Raw genomic sequence first — 21,165 nt, forward strand, 5'->3', positions numbered from 1 at the left:
ATATGAAAACAAAATATGTAGCGCCACCATATCGTATAAAGATGGTAGAGCCAATTAAAATGACGACAAAAGAAGAGAGAATTGAGTATTTAAGAGAAGCAGGATATAATCCATTTGCCTTGAATAGTGAAGATGTTTATGTTGATTTATTAACAGATAGCGGAACTGGAGCGATGAGTCACTATCAATGGGGTGCTTTAATGCAAGGTGATGAGGCTTATGCAGGAAGTCGTAGTTATTTCCATTTAGAAAAGGTCGTAAAGGAAATAACAAATTATCAATATGTGATTCCAGCGCATCAAGGACGGGGAGCAGAACAAGTAGTATTACCGCAATTAGTAAACCATGAAGGAATGTATTTTATTAGTAATATGCATTTTGATACCACACGAGCACATGTTGAGATAGCAGGTGCTAGAGCGATTGATGTTGTCATAAGTGAATGCTTTGATACAGAAACTTATCATCCGTTTAAAGGGAATTTTGATTTAGAAAAACTTGAAAAAGAAATACTTAATAAAGGACCAGAAAATATTGCTGGTATAATTATTACCGTGACAAATAACTCAGCCGGTGGACAACCTGTTAGTATGGAAAATATTCGTTTGACCAAAGAAATTGCGAATAAATATCATATTAAAACAATCATAGATGGTGCTCGTTACGCTGAAAATTCATTTTTCATAAAACAAAGAGAAAAAGGATATGAAAATAAGTCAATTAAAGAAATTGCCCAAGAAATATTTAGCTATGGCGACATTTTCTTGATGAGCGCTAAAAAAGATGGGTTAGTTAATATCGGAGGAATTATTGCGATTAAAGAAGATACTGAACTTTATCAAAAATGTCGTACTTATATTGTTCCGATGGAAGGATTCCCAACTTATGGTGGTTTAGCAGGACGTGATATGGAAGCATTAGCCGTTGGTTTACAAGAAGCATTAGATGAAGAATTTTTGCGTCATCGGATTGATCAAGTTCGCTATCTAGGTGACCGATTAAGGGAAGCTGGTATTCCTATTCAATACCCAGCAGGAGGACATGCTGTTTTTGTTGATTGCAAAAAAATATGTCCACATATCCCATATTATCAATTTCCTGCGCAAGCTGTTTGCAACGAAGTGTATATAGAATCTGGTGTTAGAGCGGTTGAAATCGGATCATTCTTATTAGGACGTAACCCAGATACAAAAGAAAATTTACAAAGTCCATTAGAATTCATGAGACTTACAATTCCTAAAAGAACGTATACTTATGCTCATTTAGATGTTGTTGCTAATGCTGTGATTGAAGTTTATAAACGTCGTGATACCTTAGTAGGTTTTGATTTTGAATATGAACCTCCTGTACTTCGTCATTTTACCGCGAGATTAAAACCAGTTAGTAAATAAAATGATTATTATATTTTGAACCTATAAGATTATTTTTCTTATAGGTTCATTTTTTACTGTAATTCACATTTAAGAAAATATTAAGAGTTATAAAATGCATCAATCACTTATAATAGCCAATGTAATAATTCAAATCAAAAAAATTATCATTAAATTAATTCAATATTTTTGGTCAAATTTTGTATTGCTTATAACCTTTTAATTAATGAGTAAACTGATTCAATTAAATAAATTTGTGTATATCATTTAGATATATGAAATTATAAAAAATACTTAAAATTTTAATTTGAATTTTAAGTAAAATTAGCATATAATAATATTGAAGAAAGGAGTTGATATTATGCCAAATATTAAACCTGTCTCAGATTTGAGAAATTATAATGAAGTATTAAAAGATATTACCATTGGTGCACCTGTATTTTTGACAAAAAATGGACGAGGAAGATACGCTATTGTTGATATTGAAGAATATGAAAAAAATCAAGCTACAATTAAGTTGATGTCTAAATTACTGGAAGCTGAACAAGCTGTTAAAAATGGTAATGAATGGTTAACTGAAGACCAAGTAAAGAAGGATTTGGGAGTGTAATACAATGCATAAACTAAGATTAAACCCTCTTGCTAAACAAGACTTAATAGATATAAAAGAGTATATCTTAACAGAGTTTGATAATCCTTCCGCAGCAGCTAATGTAATAAAAAGTATTATTAAGAGTTATGAAAAGTTAAAAGAATTTCCAATGTTTGGTGCCCTTTTATCATCAAAAATTGATATTAAATCTGATTATAAATATTTGATTTCAGGAGAATATATAATTTTTTATAAGGTTGAAAATCCTTATGTCTCAATTTATAGAATCTTATCTTATAGAAGGGATTATATTAAAATTTTATTTAAAGAAGTGTAAGTGATTAATAAAAAATATAAGGTTAGACACTCAATAGTGGGTGTCTTTTTTATTTTTAACAGGGAAGAGGAGGAACATGGCAAATAATTTTATATAAAAGGTGCTGAGTGTGTAAGGAACTCCTTACTACATGCTAATCAAAGTTTTAAAGTCATTGGTTCAGAACTTAATCTTGTTAGGAAGATTTTCCTGAATAGCAGTAGAGTCATTCGATATAATAATTACTATACCTACTAAAAGGCTCATAATTAATAGGGTATTAGCAACAATAGTGAGGTGTGTTAAAAATAAACAAATGTTTTCTTACTAAATAAGTTAATTGAGTAATGAAGTGAAATTCAAAAAAATATTTCTATTTTTGTTTGATAGAAAAATCATGATAAAAAATAATTGACATATAATGTAATAAATGATAAAATATCAGTAGAAAACGCTTACATATATTAAAGGTAGAGGCGCATTATTAATGAATACATGGTCAGAGGGTTGGCACCGTAGAAGATTATGGAAGATTAATAGTGCCGAAATGAATAATTAGGCCAACTATTATTCATTGGAATTACTTTACAATTCTGTCATTGTTTTTGACAATGGAGCGCTACCGGTTAAACATACAATCTTTTTTATGTTTAACCGGTTTTTTGATTTTATTTTATAGAAAAGGAGAAAAAGAATGGAAGAAGTGATGATTAGACTTCGAATGAGTGCACATGATGCTCATTATGGTGGTGGATTAGTTGATGGAGCAAGGATGTTAGCATTATTTGGAGATGTAGCGACTGAGTTATTAATTCGTCTTGATGGTGATGAGGGATTATTTAGAGCGTATGAAAGTGTTGAATTTTTAGCACCAGTTTATGCTGGAGATTATATTGAAGCAGTGGGGCGAATTATTAAAAAGGGAAATACCTCAAGAAAAATGGAGTTTGAAGCGAGAAAAGTAATCCATCCTCGTAGTGATATCAATGATTCAGCGTGTGATGTATTAGAGGAACCTATTATAGTTTGTAAAGCAGTCGGTACATGTGTTGTACCTAAAGAAAAACAACGTTAGGAGGTGTAAATATGGAAAAACTAATAATTACTGCAGCGATATGTGGCGCAGAAGTAACCAAAGAACATACTAATGCAATTCCTTATACAATTGATGAAATTGTACGTGAAGCATATGGTGCTTACAAAGCAGGTGCTAGCATTATCCATTTACATGTAAGAGAGGATGATGGAACACCAACACAAAGCAAAGATCGTTTTAAAGAAGCGATAGATGCGATTAAGGCACATTGCCCAGATGTTATTATACAACCATCAACTGGTGGGGCAGTTGGTATGAGTTGTGATGAGAGATTACAACCAATTGAACTTAATCCTGAAATGGCAACCCTTGATTGTGGAACACTTAATTTTGGTGGAGATGATATCTTTGTTAATACAGAAAATGATATTAAAGAGTTTGCTCGTCGCATTCAAGAAAAAAATATTAAACCAGAATTAGAGTGCTTTGAAAAAGGGCATATCGATATGGTATTAAGACTTCATAAAAAAGGGTTTATTAAGGGACCACTTCACTTTAGTTTTGTTTTAGGTGTTAATGGGGGGATGAGCGGAGAATTAAGAGATTTCTTATATATGAAAGAATCATTGCCACAGGATACTACTTATTCAGTAGCTGGAATTGGTCGTTATGAATTTCCACTAGCTACAGTATCTATTTTAAGTGGAGGTCATGTAAGAGTTGGTTTTGAGGATAATATCTATCTTAAAAAAGGTCAATTAGCGCAATCAAATGGTGAATTAGTCGAGAAAGTTGTACGACTAGCCAAAGAATTAGGGAGAGAAATTGCAACACCAGATGAAGCGCGTAAAATATTAGGAATAAATAAATAGGAGGATTTAAAAATGAAAAAAGGAAACAAGTTTGGAGTTCATCGAGTAATAGAACCAAATGGTGTTATGCCACAAGCAGCACAAATAGTTGATAATACAATGGAGATTTATAATAATGAAATACTGATTGATGTGTTAACATTGAATATTGACTCAGCTAGTTTTACCCAAATCAAGAAAACATGTAATAGTGATAAACAAAAAATGAAGGAAATGATTACTGAAATCGTTTCAAAAAGAGGTAAAATGCAAAATCCTGTTACAGGTTCAGGTGGAATGTTAATTGGAATTGTAAAAGAAATTGGTCCAGATTTCCCTGATAAGAACTTAAAAGTGGGCGATAAGATTGCCACTTTAGTATCACTTACATTAACACCATTAAAAATTAATGAAATTAAAGATATTAAATTAGATGCTGACCAAGTTGATGTTAATGCACAAGCGATCTTATTTGAATCAGGAATATATGCAGTCATTCCATCTGATATGCCAGAAAAATTAGCATTAGCAGCATTAGATGTTGCTGGGGCACCAGCTCAAGTTGATAAACTTGTAAAAGAAGGAAACACCGTGGCGATTATTGGAGCTGCTGGTAAATCAGGAATCTTATGTTGTTACCAAGCAATGAAAAAAGCTGGACCAAATGGAAAAGTGATTAGTGTTGTAAGAGGTGAAAAACATAAACAAGAATTATTAGAATTAGGATACACAACAGATATCGTATTAGCTGATGCAACAAATGCGATGGATGTGTATGAAAAAGTACTAGAAGCTAATAATGGAGAACAAGTTGATGTAACTATCAATGTCGTGAATGTACCAAATACAGAAATGTCAAGTATTTTAATTACAAAGGATACTGGTGTTGTATATTTCTTCTCTATGGCTACATCATTTACAAAAGCTGCTTTAGGTGCAGAAGGAATTGGTACTGATGTGACCATGTTAATTGGAAATGGTTACTCAAAAAATCATGATCAAATCACCTTAAATATAGTTAGAGAATCCGATAAAATTAGAAAAGTTTTCGAAAATAAATATCTTTAGGAGTGATCTAGTTGTTAAAAATTAATACAGAATATCTAAGGAGAAGAAAATCTTATTTTCCGAATGTAACAGATGAAGAGTGGAATAACTGGCACTGGCAAGTTCGGAATAGAATTGTCTCTTTAGATATGCTTGAAAAATATATTAAATTAAGTCATGATGAGAAAGATGCTATTGAAAAAGTATTGGGTAAATTCCGAATGGCTATTACTCCATACTATTTAACCTTAATGGATCCTGAAGACCCTAAATGTCCGGTTAGAATGCAAGCGATACCGACGATTAATGAGATGCAAGTTGGTGCTCATGATTTTGTTGACCCTTTACATGAAGATGCAGATTCTCCTGTTCAAGGATTAACCCATCGATATCCTGATCGTGTTTTATTTTTAATCACTGATATGTGTTCAATGTATTGTAGGCATTGTACACGTAGACGTTTTGCTGGACAAACAGACAATGAGGTATCTAAAACAAGAATAGATAGAGCAATTGAGTATATTAAGGATCATCATGAGGTAAGAGATGTTTTATTATCTGGTGGCGATGCATTATTAGTAAGTGATGAAAGAATTGAGTATATATTAAAAAAATTACGTGCTATTCCCCATGTTGAAATCATTCGATTTGGTACACGTACACCTGTTGTAATGCCACAACGAATAACTGATAAATTTGTCAATATGGTAAAAAAATACCATCCAGTATGGCTCAATACACATTTTAATCATGTGAAAGAAATTACACCAGAATCCAAAAAAGCAATTGAAAAAATGGCTAATGCAGGTATTCCACTTGGCAATCAAAGCGTTCTTTTAAGAGGGGTTAATGATTGTGTCCATGTGATGAAAGAACTGGTTCATAATTTAGTGGCGATGCGTGTACGACCTTACTATATTTATCAATGTGATTTATCGACAGGAATAGAACATTTTAGAACACCAGTTTCAAAAGGAATTGAAATTATTGAGGGGTTAAGAGGTCATACCTCAGGTTATGCTGTACCAACATTTGTGGTTGATGCACCTGGTGGTGGTGGAAAGATTCCAGTTATGCCACAATACTTAATCTCACAGTCGCCAGGTAAAGTTGTATTACGTAATTTTGAAGGAAATATATCGACTTATTATGAGCCTGTTGGTTACCAAGAAGATTGTCATTGTGATTATTGCTCATCACATAAAGAACACCATTCAATTGGTGTATCACGTTTACTTTTTGGGGAACAACTAAGTCTTGAGACAAAAGAATAAAATGATTTCTTTAATAGAAAATTATAAAGTCATCTCTATTATTGGAATGGCTAAAAATGTTGGTAAGACAACGACATTGAATTATTTGTTAAAACATTTATATCATAAAAAGGTAGTAGGGTTAACATCAATTGGAAGAGATGGGGAAAATGTAGATGTTGTGACAAATACTCCAAAACCTAAGATTTATATAGAAAGTGGTACGATTATCGCAACAACAACGATATGTTTACAGAACTCTGATTTTACAAAACAAATATTAGAAACAACTGATATTAATACACCTTTAGGTGAAGTGGTGATTGTTCGAGCGTTAAGTGATGGTTATGTTGATTTAGCTGGTCCTTCATTCAATCAACAAATGAAAAGGGTTATTTCTAGATTAAAACATTATTCAGTTGATGTGATATTAATTGATGGTGCCATCAGTAGAAAAGGATTAGCTTCAGAAGAGGTAAGTGAAGCAACAATTTTGTGTACTGGAGCTGCTTATTCAAGTCAAATAAAAACTGTGATAGAAGATACAGAACATATTGTTCATTTATTTAACTTAAAAGAAGTTGATCAATCATTATACACTGATTTTAGTCGAGTTATGGATGAATCTCCTCTTTCACTTGTTTATCAAAATGGATTTATAAAATCAATTAAGGTGAAAACAGCATTAAATTCAGCGAAGCAAATTATTAATGAATTAAATTATGGGGTAAAATATTTGCTGATAAATGGTGCTTTAACGGATGAATTTCTTAAAGTATTGTTTGAAAATCGTAATAAATTTAAATCATTAAAGGTTGTCGTACCTCATGCGACTAAATGTTTGTTTCATAAATATACAAGTGATAAATTAAAGCATATTAATGTTGATATTCAAGTATTAGAGAAAACTAAATTACTTTGTGTTTCAATTAACCCTACATCTCCTTTAAATTATGCCTTTGATGCAGAAAAGTTTCAATTGGCATTAAGTCAAAAACTAACGATACCAATATACAATGTTGTGAGGGATAATGATGAATAAATTTATTAATGGACAAGTCAAAAAAGTTATCAGTTTTAATGATTTAATGAAAGAAATAACCATTCATAGTGCTTATGGTAATTTCTTTCTTCATCACTTGACTCCATTTGATTCAAAAGATGAATTATTGAAAGAATATCATTTAATTGAAAAATTTATTCAACATTTTAATGATTTTGATAAACTAGAACGTATTTTAGATAAATTTAAAGATATTAAATTAACATTGAAAAATTGTAAAGAAGGTAAGATATTAGATATTGTTGACTTATATGAAATAAAGATACAAGCTATTTACATGAATGAACTTAAGAAAGTTTTTAATCCTTTTGATATTGAATTATTAACGATGAACGATTGTCAAGATATTATTCAATTACTATCATCAAGCAATAATGATATAACTACAGATTTTACGATTTATAATTCATATTCAGAACATTTAAAAGAAATCCGTCTAGAAAAAAGAAAAATTGAACATCAATATTTTAAAGCAGATGATAAAAATAGAGAACAGCTTCAAATATTACGATCAAAGTATGTCATCTTAGAAGCAGATGAGGAATTAAAGGTACGAAAAAAATTAACACATCAATTACAAAATATGGTTTGTAAGATGGAAGATAATATTAGTAAAATAAGTCATATCGATGTACTTATTGGAAAAGCTAAAATGGCAGTTAAGTATCATGCCGTGAAACCAACGATTTCAGAAAACCTACTTAGTCTAGTAGATATGGAGAATCCTTTAATTAAGAATCAAGTTGAACAACTAGGTAATCATTATACTAAAAATTCAATAGAGATGTATCAAGGAACAACCATATTGACTGGGGCTAATATGAGTGGGAAATCGTCAGTTATTAAAACAGTCGCATTAAACGTTTGCTTAGCTCATCTTGGATTTTATGTATTTGCGAAAGAGGCGTTTATTCCTATCGTATCAGGAATTGAATATGTTGGTTATGAATCTGAAAACGTGATACATGGTTTATCTTCTTTTGGATTTGAAATTGCTTCAATAAATAACACGATAGAAAAGATGAAGAAAAATACTTATTTGATATGTGTGGATGAATTTGCTCGTTCAACTAATCCGAGTGAAGGACAAAAATTTGTTAAAGCCTTTGCAGAATTTTCGAAAAATTATTCTTCTTACACATTATTAGCGACTCATTATGATGGTGTTGTTACGTCTAATATGAATCATTATCAAATTGAGGGGTTAAAAGATGAAGAGATAGATAGTGTTACTATTCACTCAATAAAAGATTTTAATCGGTTTATGAATTATACATTAAAAAAAGTTACAAAAATTGAACAGGTACCAAAAGAAGCTTATAAAGTATCCGTTTTATTAGATATTGACAAAGATTTTAAAGCATACTTAGATAAATGCTACGAGGAGTGATCAAGATTTGAGTAAACTTAATTTAGATTGGAATGTCGTTAATGAAGCAAGAATCCATGCTAAAAATATAGCTCAAAATGTACAAGAATTTATTGATAAACATACAACGGTAAGCGTTGAAAGAACCATTTGTCGACTAGTAGGCATTGATGGTGTAAATGATTTAGATGTTGCTTTACCTAATGTTGTCGTAGACCATATTAAAGATAGAGGAAATATTGGATTAGGGGTTTGTTATTACATAGGAAATGCAATGATAGAAACAGGACTTAGTCCACAAGATATTGCAGAAAAAATTGCTTCAGATGAATTAGATATTACGAAATTACCTAAAAATGATATATTTGATATTCGTCTTGCCTTACAACCAATTGTAGAAAAATATTTGGATTTTATTAAATCAAATAATGTGTACAGAAAACAACAATTTAAAAAATATGGGATAAAAAAAGGACCTGAACTTTATGTTATTGTTGCTACAGGTAATATATATGAAGATGTTACACAAGCAGTAGCAGCTGCAAAACAAGGGGCTGATATCATTGCTGTGATTCGTTCAACCGGACAATCACTATTAGATTATGTACCATATGGTGCTACAACTGAAGGTTTTGGTGGAACCTATGCAACTCAAGAAAACTTTAAAATTATGCGAAAAGCACTAGATGAGGTAGGAGAAGAATTAGGTAGATACATAAAACTAGTTAACTATGCTTCTGGTTTATGTATGCCAGAGATTTCAGCGATGGGTGCTTTAGAACGTCTTGATGTTATGCTTAATGATTCATTATATGGTATTCTGTTCCGGGATATAAATATGAAACGTACTTTTGTTGATCAATATTTTTCACGTGTAATTAATTCATATGCTGGAATTATTATCAACACTGGTGAAGATAATTATTTAACTACAAGCGATGCGATTGAAGAAGCACATACAGTTTTAGCATCACAATTTATCAATGAACAGTTTGCTTTACTTGCTCATTTACCAGAAGAATTACAAGGATTAGGTCATGCTTTTGAAATAAACCCTGATGTTGAAAATGGATTTTTATATGAAGTTGCTCAAGCGCAAATGGCAAGAGAGATCTTTCCAAATGCTCCATTGAAATATATGCCACCAACTAAATTTATGACAGGAAATGTCTTTAGAGGACATGTACAAGATGCCTTATTTAATATGACAACCATCATGACCAATCAAAAAATTCATTTATTGGGTATGATGACAGAAGCAATACATACACCATTTATGTCTGATAGAGCTTTGGCGATTGAAAATGCTCAATATATTTTTACAACGATGAAAGATATAAGTGAAGAAATAGAATTTAAAAAAGGTGGAATTATTGAAAATCGTGCTAAAGAAGTATTAAATAATGCAAATAATTTACTTTCGAAAATCGAAAAAATGGGAATCTTTGAGACATTAGAAAAAGGCATTTTTGCTGGAATAAAACGTCCACAAAATGGTGGTAAAGGATTAGAAAATGTCTTTAAAAAAGAAAATGCCTATTTTAATCTTGTATTAGATTTAATGGTAGAGGAATTAAAGGAGGTTTAAAATGGGATATTCACTAGATAAAAAAGATTTTGATAAAACATTAGATTTGACGAAAGTAAAACCTTATGGGGATACCATAAATGATGGAAAAGTACAAGTAAGTTTTACACTTCCGGTTCCTTTTAACGAGAAGGGTGAAGAATGTGCTAAAGAATTAGCTAAAAAGATGGGATTAATTGATCCACTTGTATCACATGGTCAAGATCTTGATGATAATTTTTCATTTTATATTATTTATGGTAATTTAATGCATTCTGCTGATTATACTAGTATTCATGTAGAAACAGTTGAAACAAATCACATGGATATGCATGATATCGAACATTACATTGAAGAAAACATTAAAAGAGATATTGTGATAATAGGTGCTTCAACAGGAAGTGATGCCCATACGGTTGGAATAGATGCAATTATGAATATGAAAGGTTATGCAGGACATTATGGGTTAGAACGATATCATGGGATTGATGCTTATAATTTAGGAAGTCAAGTAGAAAATGAAGTATTTGTTCAAAAAGCGATTGAATATAACGCAGATGTTTTATTAGTATCACAGACAGTTACGCAAAAAGATGTACATATCAAAAATTTAACACATTTAATAGAGTTATTAGAAGCAGAGGGAATTAGGGATCAAGTCGTTCTCATTTGTGGTGGTCCAAGAATTTCTCATGAATTAGCGAAAGAATTAGGGTATGATGCTGGGTTTGGTGTGAAGAAGTTTGCAGAAGATGTTGCCGCATTTTCTGTATGTGAAATGGTTAAAAGAAATTTGGTAAATAGACTACCTTTAGGTACAAAAAAGCGTTAGGAGGAATGTATGAATACGATTCTTTATGAAGTAAATGATAACATCGCGAAAATTACTTTTAATAGACCTAATGCCTTAAATGCAATCAATAAAGAAATGTTAAACGAATTGGATCAAGTTATTAATGAAATAAAGGCAGATGATAATATTCATTTTGTTCTCTTTACAGGTGTAGGGAAAGCATTTATTGCTGGAGCTGATATTTCAGAAATGGCTCATATGAACACATCAGAAGCAAAAGCTTATGGAAAATTTGGTGCAGATGTTTTTAGGAAAATCGAGTTATTAAAAAAAGTGACAATAGCAACAATTAATGGCTATTGTTTAGGTGGTGGAAATGAACTCGCAATGGCATGTGATATTCGTATCGCATCAGAAAAGGCTAAATTTGGGCAACCAGAAGTCTCATTAGGGATTACACCAGGATTTTCTGGTACAATCCGTTTACCTAGAATTGTTGGTGTATCAAAAGCGAAAGAATTATTATTTACAGGTAAAATGATTGATGCTAAAGAAGCATTAACAATCGGTTTGGTATCATCTGTAGAACCATTAGAGTCTTTAAATGAAAAAGTTCATCATTTAATTCATTCTATTAACAAAAATTCATTACACGCTGTTTTGTCGACAAAACAAGTTGTAGATGAAGGAATTGAAGGTTCTTTAGACGATGGAATAGAATTAGAAACTGTTCATTTTTCAAATTGTTTTTCTTTCTATGATCAAAAAGAAGGAATGAATGCCTTTATTGAAAAAAGGAAAGCTAAATTTAATCACAACAAGGAGGAATAAGATGAAAGTCCTTATTATTGGTAGTGGAACAATGGGAAGTGGCATTGCTCAAGTTATTGCACAATCTGGGCAAACGGTTATTTTAAATGATATATCAAGTGAATTAGTTGAAAAGGGTTATCAAAAAATTACACGGAATTTAGAAAAACTTGTTTCTAAAGGAAAAATAACAGAGGAACAAAAAAATACAATATTAAATCATATTTCAATAAATACTGATATTAAAGAAGCCTATGATGTGGATTTAGTTATCGAAGCTGCTGTTGAAAATATGGAAATTAAGAAAAAAATATTTAAGCAACTAGATGAAACAATACAAAAAGATGCGATTTTAGCAACGAATACTTCTTCACTTTCGATAACAGAAATTGCTGCTAGTACAACTAGATGTGATAAAGTCATCGGAATTCATTTCTTTAATCCTGCTCCAGTAATGAAATTAATAGAAGTAATAAAAGGATTAACAACAAGTACTGAAACATTTAATACAATCATCGAGTTTGTTAAAAGTATTGGAAAAGAAGTGGTTAATGTTGAAGAAGCACCAGGATTTGTGGTTAACAGATTACTAATTCCTATGATTAATGAAGCAATAGGCATATTATCAGAACAGGTCGCATCAGTAGAAGACATCGATAAAGCAATGATGTATGGCGCTAATCATCCGATGGGACCACTTGCCTTATCTGATTTAATCGGTAATGATGTTGTTTTAGCGATCATGGAAGTATTATTTAAAGAATTTGGTGATCAAAAATATCGTCCGCATCCGTATTTGAAAAAAATGGTGCGAGCTAATTTATTAGGAAGAAAAACTGGAAAAGGGTTTTATAATTATAAAAAATAAATTAAAATTAACTTCAGGAGGTAAATATATGAAATTAATTGACATCAATGATTTTAAATCTCATTTTAAAGATGGAATGTCAATTATGGTAGGTGGATTTATGGCTGTTGGTACATCAGAACCGTTAATTGATGCTTTAGTAGAATCTAATGTCAAAGATTTAACAATTATATGTAATGATGCTGGATTTCCTGATAAGGGGGTTGGGAAATTAATTGAAAATAAACAAGTGAAAAAATTGCTAGCTTCTCATATTGGATTAAATCCAACGGCTGGAAAAATGATGGCATCAGGAGAATTAGAAACGGTCCTCATTCCACAAGGGACTTTAATTGAACAAATACGCGCAGGTGGGGCTGGGCTTGGTGGTGTATTAACAACAACAGGGATTGGAACAATAGTAGAAGAGACAAAACAAAAAATAGAAATTGATGGTGTTGAATTTTTAGTAGAAAAGCCTTTAAAAGCTGATGTAGCAATTATTAGAGGTTCAAAAGTTGATAAATATGGGAATGTCATCTATAATGCGACAACACGAAATTTTAATCCAATGATGGCAATGGCTTGTGAAAAGGTTTTTGTTTGGCCAGAACAATTAGTGGATGAATTAGATCCAAATCATATCATAACTCCACATATCTTTGTTGATTACATTGTGAAGGAGGATGAGTAGATGGATAGTAGAAGCATTAAAGAAATTATAGCTAGAAGAGTTGCTTTAGAGTTAAGAGATGGTGATGTTGTTAATTTAGGAATTGGATTACCAACTTTAGTTGCTAATTATGTACCAGAAGGTATAAATGTTTATTTTCAATCTGAAAACGGGTTAATTAATTTAGGTCCTAAACCAAATGAAGGTGAAGAAGACTTTGATGTAACCAATGCAGGAGGACAACCGGTAACTATATTACCTGGCGGTGCATATTTTGATAGTTCTATTTCATTTTCTATAATACGTGGTGGACATGTTGATTTAACAGTCCTAGGGTCTTTAGAAGTAGATGAAAAAGGGAATATCGCTAATTGGATAATACCTGGAAAGATGGTACCTGGTATGGGTGGAGCAATGGATTTATTAGTTGGTGCTAAAAAAGTCATTGTTGCCATGAGTCATACAAATAAAGGAAGACCAAAAATATTAAAAGAATGTACATTACCATTAACCGCTAAGGGTGAGGTTGATATGATATTTACTGAAATGGGTGTCATGGAAATTACACCATCTGGTATAAAGTTAATTGAAATAAACCCAATGTTTACTGTAGAAGAAGTACAGGAAGCAACAGGTGCGCAATTAATTATTTCAGAAAATTTAAAAATAATGGATGTTCCATATGAAAATAAAGCGTAAAGATTCTTTATTTGTAATAATTTTTATTTTAATATGTACAATTCTTGTTGTTAAACAATCTAGAAATACATTTATTGATTTAACAAATCAATATCCCTACTTAATGGGATTTATTAAAGTAGCTGTATTGGCGACAATGGGTGAGTTATTAGCATCTAGAATTTCAAAAGGTACCTATAAGATTAATGGTATAATTTTGAAAATGATTATATGGGGTTTGATTGGGTGTAGTTTTGTTTTAGTTTTTAAACTTTTTGCATCAGGTGTTATTGCACTTCAAGAAGATTATTTACTACCTCAGATTAGTCATCATACATTTTTAGGTAAATTACTTTTTGCTTTCTTAACAAGTACATTGATGAACCTTATCTTTGCGCCAACTTTTATGGCATTTCATCGTATTACTGATACATACATAGAATTAGGTCATGGAAATCTAAAACAAATAGCATCTATAAAATCAGAACAAGTAATTAAATCCATTGATTGGAATCATTTTATTAAATTTGTTGTTTTTAAAACAATTCCTTTCTTCTGGATACCAGCACATACGGTTACTTTCTTATTACCAGAAGTGTATCGCGTTTTAGTAGCTGCTTTGTTATCAATTGTTTTAGGAATCATTTTATCATTGTCTAAAAGACAAATAAAACGATTATAATATGCTTTTTTAAAAATATTTTGATAATATATGTTGTAATTTCCAATTTAATGGTATAATTTAAATGTATGCGTTTACAATCAGCGTTTCACATGAAAATTTAGAAGAATGGGATGGTCAGTTTATAACCTTTTTGAGGTTCTTAATTGCTGACATTCCACTTTTTTCTGAGATTTAATATTATCACAAGTCATATTTAAGGAGTTGATACATTGAAACACATAAATGTTAATTCAGAAATAGGAAGACTAAAAAAGGTGTTGCTACATAGGCCAGGAAAAGAATTAGAAAATCTAAAACCTGAATGGTTAGAAAGGTTATTATTTGATGATATTCCTTGGCTCGAATTAGCACAAAAAGAACATGATGAATTTGCAGATGTATTTAGACAAAATAAAGTTGAAGTGGTTTATTTAGAGGACCTAGTCTCTGAAACGCTAGATCAAAGTAATGAACTAAAATCACAGTTTATAAGCCAGTTTCTTGATGAATCACATGTAGTAAGTGAGACATTAAGACATGTGGTAACTGAATATTTAAATTCTTTTGATAATACAAAAGAAATGATTGAAAAAACCATGTCTGGAATTCGTAAAAAAGAAATACCAAATTGGACAAAACGTACATTAAGTGATTATATTGGGGATTACCCATTTGTTTGTGATCCTATGCCTAATTTATATTTTACTAGAGACCCATTTAGTTCAGTTGGAAATGGGATCACAATGAGCAAAATGTATACTTTAACCCGTAGAAGAGAAACAATATTTGGTGATTATATCTTTAAGTATCATAATGTTTATGGAAAAAACAATGTTGAACGCTATTATGATAGAGACCAACCTTTTTCTATAGAAGGTGGCGATATCTTAGTTTTATCTGACAAAATATTAGCAGTTGGTGTCAGTCAAAGAACCCATCCACTAGCAATTGAATCATTGGTTAAAAATATCTTGTATAAGTATAATACTTCGTTTGAAATGGTTTTAGCGTTTGATATTCCTAAAACCAGAGCATTTATGCATCTTGACACTGTTTTTACGCGTGTTGATCATGATAAATTTACTATTCATAGTCAAATTGACGATAATTTTAAAGTTTATGAATTAACTAAAGATACATTAAGACCAGGTAAATTAAGTGTAAAACCAATTGTTGAACGTTTAGATATTATATTATCACGATATCTCAATGAAAATGTTACCTTAATACCATGTGGTGGTGGAGATGAAGTTATATCTGGTAGAGAACAATGGAACGATGGCGCAAATACATTAGCTTTATCACCAGGTGAAGTTATTGTGTATGGAAGAAATTATGTAACAAACGCTATTTTAAAAGAACATGGTGTTAAAGTACATGCCATTTCTTCAAGTGAACTATCAAGAGGACGTGGAGGTCCTCGATGTATGAGTATGCCTCTGTTACGTGAGGACGTTTAATATATATTTTAGGAGGAATAAAAATGCCAGTTAATATTAGAAGTAAAAATTTTATAACTTTATTAGATTACACAACTAAAGAAATTAATTATTTGTTGAATCTTGCTGTTGATTTAAAGAAAGCAAAATATGCAGGTTATGAACAACCACAATTAAAAGGAAAAAATGTTGTTTTATTATTTGAGAAAGATTCAACAAGAACTCGTTGTGCATTTGAAACGGGAGCTTATGATTTAGGAATGAGTGTTACCTATTTAGGTCCAACAGGAAGTCAAATGGGAAAAAAAGAAAGTGTTGCTGATACTGCAAGAGTATTAGGAAGAATGTATGATGGTATTGAATTCCGTGGATTCAAACAAGAAACAGTAGATGACTTAGCAAAATATGCTGGTGTACCTGTTTGGAATGGTTTGACCGATTTATATCATCCAACCCAAATCTTAGCTGATTTTATGACGATATTAGAACATAAAGGTAGATTAAAAGGCATTAAATTTGCTTATGTTGGTGATACAAGAAATAATATGGGGAATTCATTAATGATTGGTGCTGCTAAAATGGGTCTTGATTTCCGTGCAGTAGCTCCTAAAGAATTATGGCCGGATGAAGAATTAGTTAAACAATGTCGTGAGATTGCTAAAGACACGCATGCAAAAATTACCTTAACAGAAGATATTCTTGAGGGAACAAAAGGTGTAGATGTTATTTATACTGATGTATGGGTATCAATGGGTGAACCAGACGAAGTATGGGAAAAAAGAATTAATCAATTAAAACCATACCAAGTGAATATGGATATGATTAATAATGCTGATGAAGAAGTTATCTTTATGCATTGTTTACCAGCATTCCACGATACAAAAACAGTTATTGGAAAACAAATATATGAGAAATTCGGTTTAACAAGTATGGAAGTTACCGATGAAGTATTTGAATCAAAACATTCTGTAGTATTTGATGAAGCTGAAAATCGTTTGCATACGATTAAAGCAGTCATGTTAGCAACTATAGGAGCATAATTAGGAGGGGAAATATGTCAAGAATTGTTGTCGCTCTAGGTGGTAATGCTTTAGGTAAAACACCTTTTGAACAATTAAATCTAGTGAAACATACTGCGAAATCACTTGTTGAATTAATTGCGAAAGGGAATGAAGTAATTATTACCCATGGCAATGGACCTCAAGTAGGTATGATTAATTTAGCGTTTGAAACTGCTTCATTAAGTGAAACAAAATCACCTGAAATGCCATTTCCAGAATGTGGAGCTATGAGTCAGGGATATATTGGATATCATTTACAAAATGCGATTTATGCAGAATTAAAAAATCAAAAAATAAATAAGAAAGTTGCTACAATCGTGACACAAGTTGTTGTTGATAAAGATGACGGTGCTTTTACTAATCCAACAAAGCCAATTGGGTCTTTTTATAATAAAGAAGAAGCCGATAAAATCGAAAAAGAAAAAGGTTATATTTTTAAGGAAGATTCAGGTCGTGGATGGCGACGTGTTGTTCCTAGTCCTAAACCAGTTGATGTTGTTGAAAAAGATATTGTTAATACATTAGTTAATGCAGGGCATATTGTCATTACCGTTGGTGGTGGAGGAATTCCTGTTATTGAAGAAAATGGTCAATTGACTGGCGTTTCAGCAGTTATTGATAAAGATTTCGCTAGTAGTAAAATTGCTGAAATATTAGATGCAGACTATCTATTCATATTAACAGCAGTTGATAAAGTATCGATTAATTTTAATAAACCAAATCAAATAGATTTAGATTCTTTAACCGTAGAAAAAGCAAAAGAATATATTTTGGAAAACCATTTTGCTAAAGGTAGTATGTTACCAAAAATTGAAGCTGCGATGAGTTTTGCTGCTAGTAAAAAAGGTAGGGTAGCAGTCATTGCTTCACTTGAAAAAGTTAAAGCTGCCTTAGATGGAAAAAGTGGTACAAAAGTTACCTTATAATTAAAATAATGGAGTTGATGTTATGAGAAATGAAAAAGTGAGAGTTGCCATTTGGGGATTTGGAGCAATGGGAAGCGGAATGGCTAGAATGATTCTAAAAAAAACTGGCTTTGAAATAGTAGGGGTTTGTGATAAAAATCAAAATTATGTAGGGAAAAATATTTTTACTATTTTAGATATGCCTCAAAAAGATCATCCTAGTGTTCTAGTTAATGATAATATTGATGAAGTTGTTAGTGAAAAATCATGTGATGTTGCCTTATTAGCAACTGATTCTTTTACAAAAAATGCATTTCCTAAAATTAAATTATTATTGAATAAAAAAGTTAATGTTATTTCTACTGCTGAAGAAATGGCATATCCACAAGCACAAAGTCCTGAATTAGCTAGTGAAATGGACCGTATCGCCAAAGAAAATGGTGTTACAGTTCTTGGTACAGGAATAAATCCTGGAATGATGATGGATTTATTAGTTGTTTGTCTAACAGGTGTTATGGAAGATGTTGAACATATTGATGTTAGTCGTGTAAACAGTTTATCACCATTTGGACATGCTGTCATGGAAGAACAAGGTGTAGGATTATCAGTTGAAGAATTTAACAAGCGATTAGAAAATAACACAATGGCAGGTCATGTTGGTTTTTCTGAGAGTGTACATATGATAGCTGATGCCTTAAGATGGAAAGTAGATCAATTTTCACAACAAATGAAACCTATTATCACTGATGTAGATAGAAAATCACCTTATGGATTTGCAGCAAAAGGTGATGTTTGTGGTGTTGCGATGACAGGTCAAGGTAGTGTTAATGGTGAAGTTAAGATTAATATGGACCATCCACAACAAATTGAACCACAATTAGCTGGGGTAGATACTGGAGATTATATTAAAATTAAAGGAACACCAGAAGTCAATATGGCTATTAATCCAGAAGTAGATGGTGGAATTGGGACAATCGCTATGTGTGTTAATATGATTCCTCATGTTATTAATGCTAAAAATGGATTAAAAACAATGATAGACCTACCTGTTCCACGTGCTATTATGGGTGATGTAAGAGAAATGATTGATTAAAGAGGTAGATAAAATGATTAAAAAAGGAACTTGGGTTCAAATTCATAAGATTATTTTAGAACCAAAAGATAGAGCGCCTCAAGTACCTGATGATACTAAAAAAATACCTCTAGAAATGTGGGTAAAAGGTTTTTTAGTAGAGGATGGTAACTTGGGTGAGATTGTCCAAATTAAGACCTTAACTAATCGTATTGAAGAAGGCGAATTAGTCCAAGAAAATCCATCGTTTAAACATAATTTTGGTCATTTTGTTCCTGAAATTATTCAAATTGGACAGATGGTAAAAGATTTTATGTTTGGAGATGAGATAAATGAATAAAGATATGTCATATGCTAGTATTATGTCTCGTCGTAATGAAATTATGAAAAAGTCAGTGGGAATAGACTATGAGGTTTATGAGAATAAGGGAATCGGATTTGATTATGAAAAGATGATGCAAAATGCAACACCCTATTCATTAGATGAGATTAAACAAATTCAATATAATAATGGGGTAGGAAACACTCCTTTGAAAGAATTGAAAAATATTTCAGCAATGGCTAGAAAATTAGCGCCAAAAGGAAAGGGTGCTAGGATATTCATTAAAGATGAAGCTTTAAATGATTCAGGTAGTTTTAAGGCAAGACGTGCAGCAATCAGTTGTTATCATGCTAAAAAATGTGGTTATAAAGGGGTTATGGCTGCTACATCAGGAAATTATGGTGCCGCTGTTGCTTCTCAAGCTGCTAAGTATGGATTAAAATGTATTATTGTACAAGAATGTTTTGATTCTAGAGGAGTTGGACAACCTGAAATAATTGAAAAAGCAAGAAAATGTGAAGCATTGGGAGCTGAAGTTATACAACTAAGTGTCGGACCAGAATTATTTTATTCATCCTTAAAATTATTAGAAGAAACAGGTTGTTTTAATGCATCATTATATACACCATTTGGAATTGCTGGAATTGAAACGTTAGGATATGAACTTGTGAAACAGTGTGAAGCTCAAGTTGGTAAGGTACCTGATGTTGTTGTTTGTACGAATGCTGGTGGTGGAAACTTAACAGGTACGGCTCGTGGTATATTAAAAGCAACTGATCAATCCGTTCAAATTGTTGGAGCAAGTGTTAATTTAAAAGGATTACATATGGCAAGTGATTATCAGTTTAATCGTAAATCTTTTACGACTGGTCATACTGGATTTGGTATTCCATTTGCGACTTATCCAGATCGTTCAGATGTACCAAGGTCAGCTGCTCGCCCACTTCGATATATAGACCGTTATGTTACCGTTAATCAAGGTGAAGTATTTTATATGACTGAGACATTATCCATATTAGAAGGAATTGAGAGGGGTCCTGCTGGTAATACATCTTTAGTAGCAGCATTTAGTATTGCACAAGAATTAGATGAAGACCAAATCATTGTTGTTCAAGAAACAGAATATACAGGAGCTGGTAAACATCATGGTGCTCAACTTTCATTTGCAAGAGATAATGGTGTGAAGATAGAATTTGGAAATCCAGTGAATGAAGTACCTGGTGAAAATATTATTCTACCTGAAACTCCAAGTCTTATTAAAGCAATAGATCTAGATTTATTAAAAGTTAAAAAATCTTGTGTTAAAAATCATATTAAAAACAATTCAAATGTTACTTTATCTGAGGAGGATGTATTATTTTTAATGGAAGAAACGAATGAAAGTAAAGTTTTCGTGTTAGATACATTAAAAGAGTTAGGAATAAAAATTGACTGAAG

At 31.6% G+C, this 21,165-nt stretch carries 22 protein-coding genes; all 22 read left to right on the forward strand.

Going from position 1 to position 21,165, the window contains the following annotated elements; genetic code table 11:
* The first annotated feature begins 2 nt into the window (after positions 1-2).
* The 22 genes from KHQ81_05160 (at position 3) to KHQ81_05265 (ending at position 21,163) form a co-directional block, all read left to right on the forward strand.
* A complete protein-coding gene (locus KHQ81_05160; GenBank protein QVK19095.1) occupies positions 3-1,391 on the forward strand; it encodes a tryptophanase in 1,389 nt (462 codons plus the stop codon).
* 340 nt (positions 1,392-1,731) lie between these two features.
* A complete protein-coding gene (locus KHQ81_05165; protein ID QVK19096.1) occupies positions 1,732-1,980 on the forward strand; it encodes a type II toxin-antitoxin system Phd/YefM family antitoxin in 249 nt (82 codons plus the stop codon).
* Between the two features lie 4 nt (positions 1,981-1,984).
* Entirely contained in the window at positions 1,985-2,299 is a 315-nt protein-coding gene (locus tag KHQ81_05170; GenBank protein QVK19097.1) for a type II toxin-antitoxin system RelE/ParE family toxin, read from the forward strand.
* 673 nt (positions 2,300-2,972) lie between these two features.
* On the forward strand, positions 2,973-3,353 hold the full coding sequence (locus KHQ81_05175) for a 3-aminobutyryl-CoA ammonia lyase (protein ID QVK19098.1): 381 nt from the start codon (positions 2,973-2,975) through the stop codon (positions 3,351-3,353).
* A gap of 11 nt (positions 3,354-3,364) precedes the next feature.
* Positions 3,365-4,186, forward strand: a complete 822-nt coding sequence (locus KHQ81_05180) for a 3-keto-5-aminohexanoate cleavage protein (protein QVK19099.1) — start codon at positions 3,365-3,367, stop codon at positions 4,184-4,186.
* A gap of 12 nt (positions 4,187-4,198) precedes the next feature.
* Positions 4,199-5,233 (forward strand): zinc-binding alcohol dehydrogenase family protein, encoded by a 1,035-nt coding sequence (locus KHQ81_05185; protein QVK19100.1) that lies wholly within the window; start codon positions 4,199-4,201, stop codon positions 5,231-5,233.
* 20 nt (positions 5,234-5,253) lie between these two features.
* Positions 5,254-6,486, forward strand: coding sequence for a lysine 2,3-aminomutase (gene ablA, locus KHQ81_05190; GenBank protein QVK19557.1), 1,233 nt, complete (start codon positions 5,254-5,256; stop codon positions 6,484-6,486).
* 1 nt (position 6,487) lies between these two features.
* On the forward strand, positions 6,488-7,507 hold the full coding sequence (locus KHQ81_05195; protein QVK19558.1) for a hypothetical protein: 1,020 nt from the start codon (positions 6,488-6,490) through the stop codon (positions 7,505-7,507).
* A complete protein-coding gene (locus tag KHQ81_05200) occupies positions 7,500-8,918 on the forward strand; it encodes a DNA mismatch repair protein MutS (GenBank protein ID QVK19101.1) in 1,419 nt (472 codons plus the stop codon). The genes KHQ81_05195 and KHQ81_05200 overlap by 8 nt, the downstream gene beginning before the upstream one ends.
* 7 nt (positions 8,919-8,925) lie before the next feature.
* Positions 8,926-10,485, forward strand: coding sequence for a lysine 5,6-aminomutase subunit alpha (locus KHQ81_05205; GenBank protein ID QVK19102.1), 1,560 nt, complete (start codon positions 8,926-8,928; stop codon positions 10,483-10,485).
* Between the two features lies 1 nt (position 10,486).
* Positions 10,487-11,296: a cobalamin-dependent protein gene (locus KHQ81_05210; protein ID QVK19103.1), complete on the forward strand. Its 810-nt coding sequence runs from the start codon at positions 10,487-10,489 to the stop codon at positions 11,294-11,296.
* A 9-nt stretch (positions 11,297-11,305) separates the two neighbouring features.
* Positions 11,306-12,088 (forward strand): enoyl-CoA hydratase/isomerase family protein, encoded by a 783-nt coding sequence (locus KHQ81_05215; protein ID QVK19104.1) that lies wholly within the window; start codon positions 11,306-11,308, stop codon positions 12,086-12,088.
* A gap of 1 nt (position 12,089) precedes the next feature.
* The gene (locus KHQ81_05220; protein ID QVK19105.1) at positions 12,090-12,935 is read left to right on the forward strand and encodes a 3-hydroxybutyryl-CoA dehydrogenase; all 846 of its coding nucleotides are present in this window, start codon (positions 12,090-12,092) and stop codon (positions 12,933-12,935) included.
* A 28-nt stretch (positions 12,936-12,963) separates the two neighbouring features.
* Positions 12,964-13,608, forward strand: coding sequence for a 3-oxoacid CoA-transferase subunit A (locus tag KHQ81_05225; protein ID QVK19106.1), 645 nt, complete (start codon positions 12,964-12,966; stop codon positions 13,606-13,608).
* Positions 13,609-14,286: a CoA transferase subunit B gene (locus KHQ81_05230; protein ID QVK19107.1), complete on the forward strand. Its 678-nt coding sequence runs from the start codon at positions 13,609-13,611 to the stop codon at positions 14,284-14,286.
* Positions 14,276-14,947, forward strand: coding sequence for an Mpv17/PMP22 family protein (locus tag KHQ81_05235; protein QVK19559.1), 672 nt, complete (start codon positions 14,276-14,278; stop codon positions 14,945-14,947). Before KHQ81_05230 ends, KHQ81_05235 begins: the two co-directional genes overlap by 11 nt.
* A gap of 212 nt (positions 14,948-15,159) precedes the next feature.
* Entirely contained in the window at positions 15,160-16,389 is a 1,230-nt protein-coding gene (gene arcA / locus KHQ81_05240) for an arginine deiminase (GenBank protein ID QVK19108.1), read from the forward strand.
* 23 nt (positions 16,390-16,412) lie between these two features.
* Positions 16,413-17,408 carry an ornithine carbamoyltransferase gene (gene argF / locus KHQ81_05245; GenBank protein ID QVK19109.1) on the forward strand — a complete coding sequence of 332 codons (996 nt, stop codon included), beginning with the start codon at positions 16,413-16,415 and terminating at the stop codon, positions 17,406-17,408.
* Positions 17,409-17,422: 14 nt separating this feature from the next.
* The gene (gene arcC / locus KHQ81_05250; GenBank protein ID QVK19110.1) at positions 17,423-18,355 is read left to right on the forward strand and encodes a carbamate kinase; all 933 of its coding nucleotides are present in this window, start codon (positions 17,423-17,425) and stop codon (positions 18,353-18,355) included.
* Between the two features lie 22 nt (positions 18,356-18,377).
* Positions 18,378-19,427: an NADP-binding protein gene (locus KHQ81_05255; protein QVK19111.1), complete on the forward strand. Its 1,050-nt coding sequence runs from the start codon at positions 18,378-18,380 to the stop codon at positions 19,425-19,427.
* A gap of 13 nt (positions 19,428-19,440) precedes the next feature.
* The gene (locus KHQ81_05260; protein ID QVK19112.1) at positions 19,441-19,746 is read left to right on the forward strand and encodes a 2-amino-4-ketopentanoate thiolase; all 306 of its coding nucleotides are present in this window, start codon (positions 19,441-19,443) and stop codon (positions 19,744-19,746) included.
* Positions 19,739-21,163 carry a PLP-dependent lyase/thiolase gene (locus KHQ81_05265; GenBank protein QVK19113.1) on the forward strand — a complete coding sequence of 475 codons (1,425 nt, stop codon included), beginning with the start codon at positions 19,739-19,741 and terminating at the stop codon, positions 21,161-21,163. Before KHQ81_05260 ends, KHQ81_05265 begins: the two co-directional genes overlap by 8 nt.
* Positions 21,164-21,165: the final 2 nt, after the last annotated feature.

The sequence above is a fragment of the Mycoplasmatota bacterium genome (genome assembly GCA_018394295.1).
Lineage (GTDB): Bacteria > Bacillota_I > Bacilli_A > Haloplasmatales > Haloplasmataceae > JAENYC01.

Excerpts from the sequence above, each read along its gene's own strand:
- KHQ81_05255 (QVK19111.1), top strand. The coding sequence starts at position 18,378 with ATGAGAAATGAAAAAGTGAGAGTTGCCATTTGGGGATTTGGAGCAATG.
- KHQ81_05195 (QVK19558.1), top strand. The coding sequence starts at position 6,488 with ATGATTTCTTTAATAGAAAATTATAAAGTCATCTCTATTATTGGAATG.
- KHQ81_05225 (QVK19106.1), top strand. The coding sequence starts at position 12,964 with ATGAAATTAATTGACATCAATGATTTTAAATCTCATTTTAAAGATGGA.
- KHQ81_05160 (QVK19095.1), top strand. The coding sequence starts at position 3 with ATGAAAACAAAATATGTAGCGCCACCATATCGTATAAAGATGGTAGAG.
- KHQ81_05265 (QVK19113.1), top strand. The coding sequence starts at position 19,739 with ATGAATAAAGATATGTCATATGCTAGTATTATGTCTCGTCGTAATGAA.
- KHQ81_05165 (QVK19096.1), top strand. The coding sequence starts at position 1,732 with ATGCCAAATATTAAACCTGTCTCAGATTTGAGAAATTATAATGAAGTA.
- KHQ81_05220 (QVK19105.1), top strand. The coding sequence starts at position 12,090 with ATGAAAGTCCTTATTATTGGTAGTGGAACAATGGGAAGTGGCATTGCT.
- KHQ81_05215 (QVK19104.1), top strand. The coding sequence starts at position 11,306 with ATGAATACGATTCTTTATGAAGTAAATGATAACATCGCGAAAATTACT.
- KHQ81_05260 (QVK19112.1), top strand. The coding sequence starts at position 19,441 with ATGATTAAAAAAGGAACTTGGGTTCAAATTCATAAGATTATTTTAGAA.
- KHQ81_05175 (QVK19098.1), top strand. The coding sequence starts at position 2,973 with ATGGAAGAAGTGATGATTAGACTTCGAATGAGTGCACATGATGCTCAT.
- argF (QVK19109.1), top strand. The coding sequence starts at position 16,413 with ATGCCAGTTAATATTAGAAGTAAAAATTTTATAACTTTATTAGATTAC.
- KHQ81_05170 (QVK19097.1), top strand. The coding sequence starts at position 1,985 with ATGCATAAACTAAGATTAAACCCTCTTGCTAAACAAGACTTAATAGAT.
- KHQ81_05185 (QVK19100.1), top strand. The coding sequence starts at position 4,199 with ATGAAAAAAGGAAACAAGTTTGGAGTTCATCGAGTAATAGAACCAAAT.
- KHQ81_05210 (QVK19103.1), top strand. The coding sequence starts at position 10,487 with ATGGGATATTCACTAGATAAAAAAGATTTTGATAAAACATTAGATTTG.
- KHQ81_05180 (QVK19099.1), top strand. The coding sequence starts at position 3,365 with ATGGAAAAACTAATAATTACTGCAGCGATATGTGGCGCAGAAGTAACC.
- KHQ81_05200 (QVK19101.1), top strand. The coding sequence starts at position 7,500 with ATGAATAAATTTATTAATGGACAAGTCAAAAAAGTTATCAGTTTTAAT.
- KHQ81_05230 (QVK19107.1), top strand. The coding sequence starts at position 13,609 with ATGGATAGTAGAAGCATTAAAGAAATTATAGCTAGAAGAGTTGCTTTA.
- arcC (QVK19110.1), top strand. The coding sequence starts at position 17,423 with ATGTCAAGAATTGTTGTCGCTCTAGGTGGTAATGCTTTAGGTAAAACA.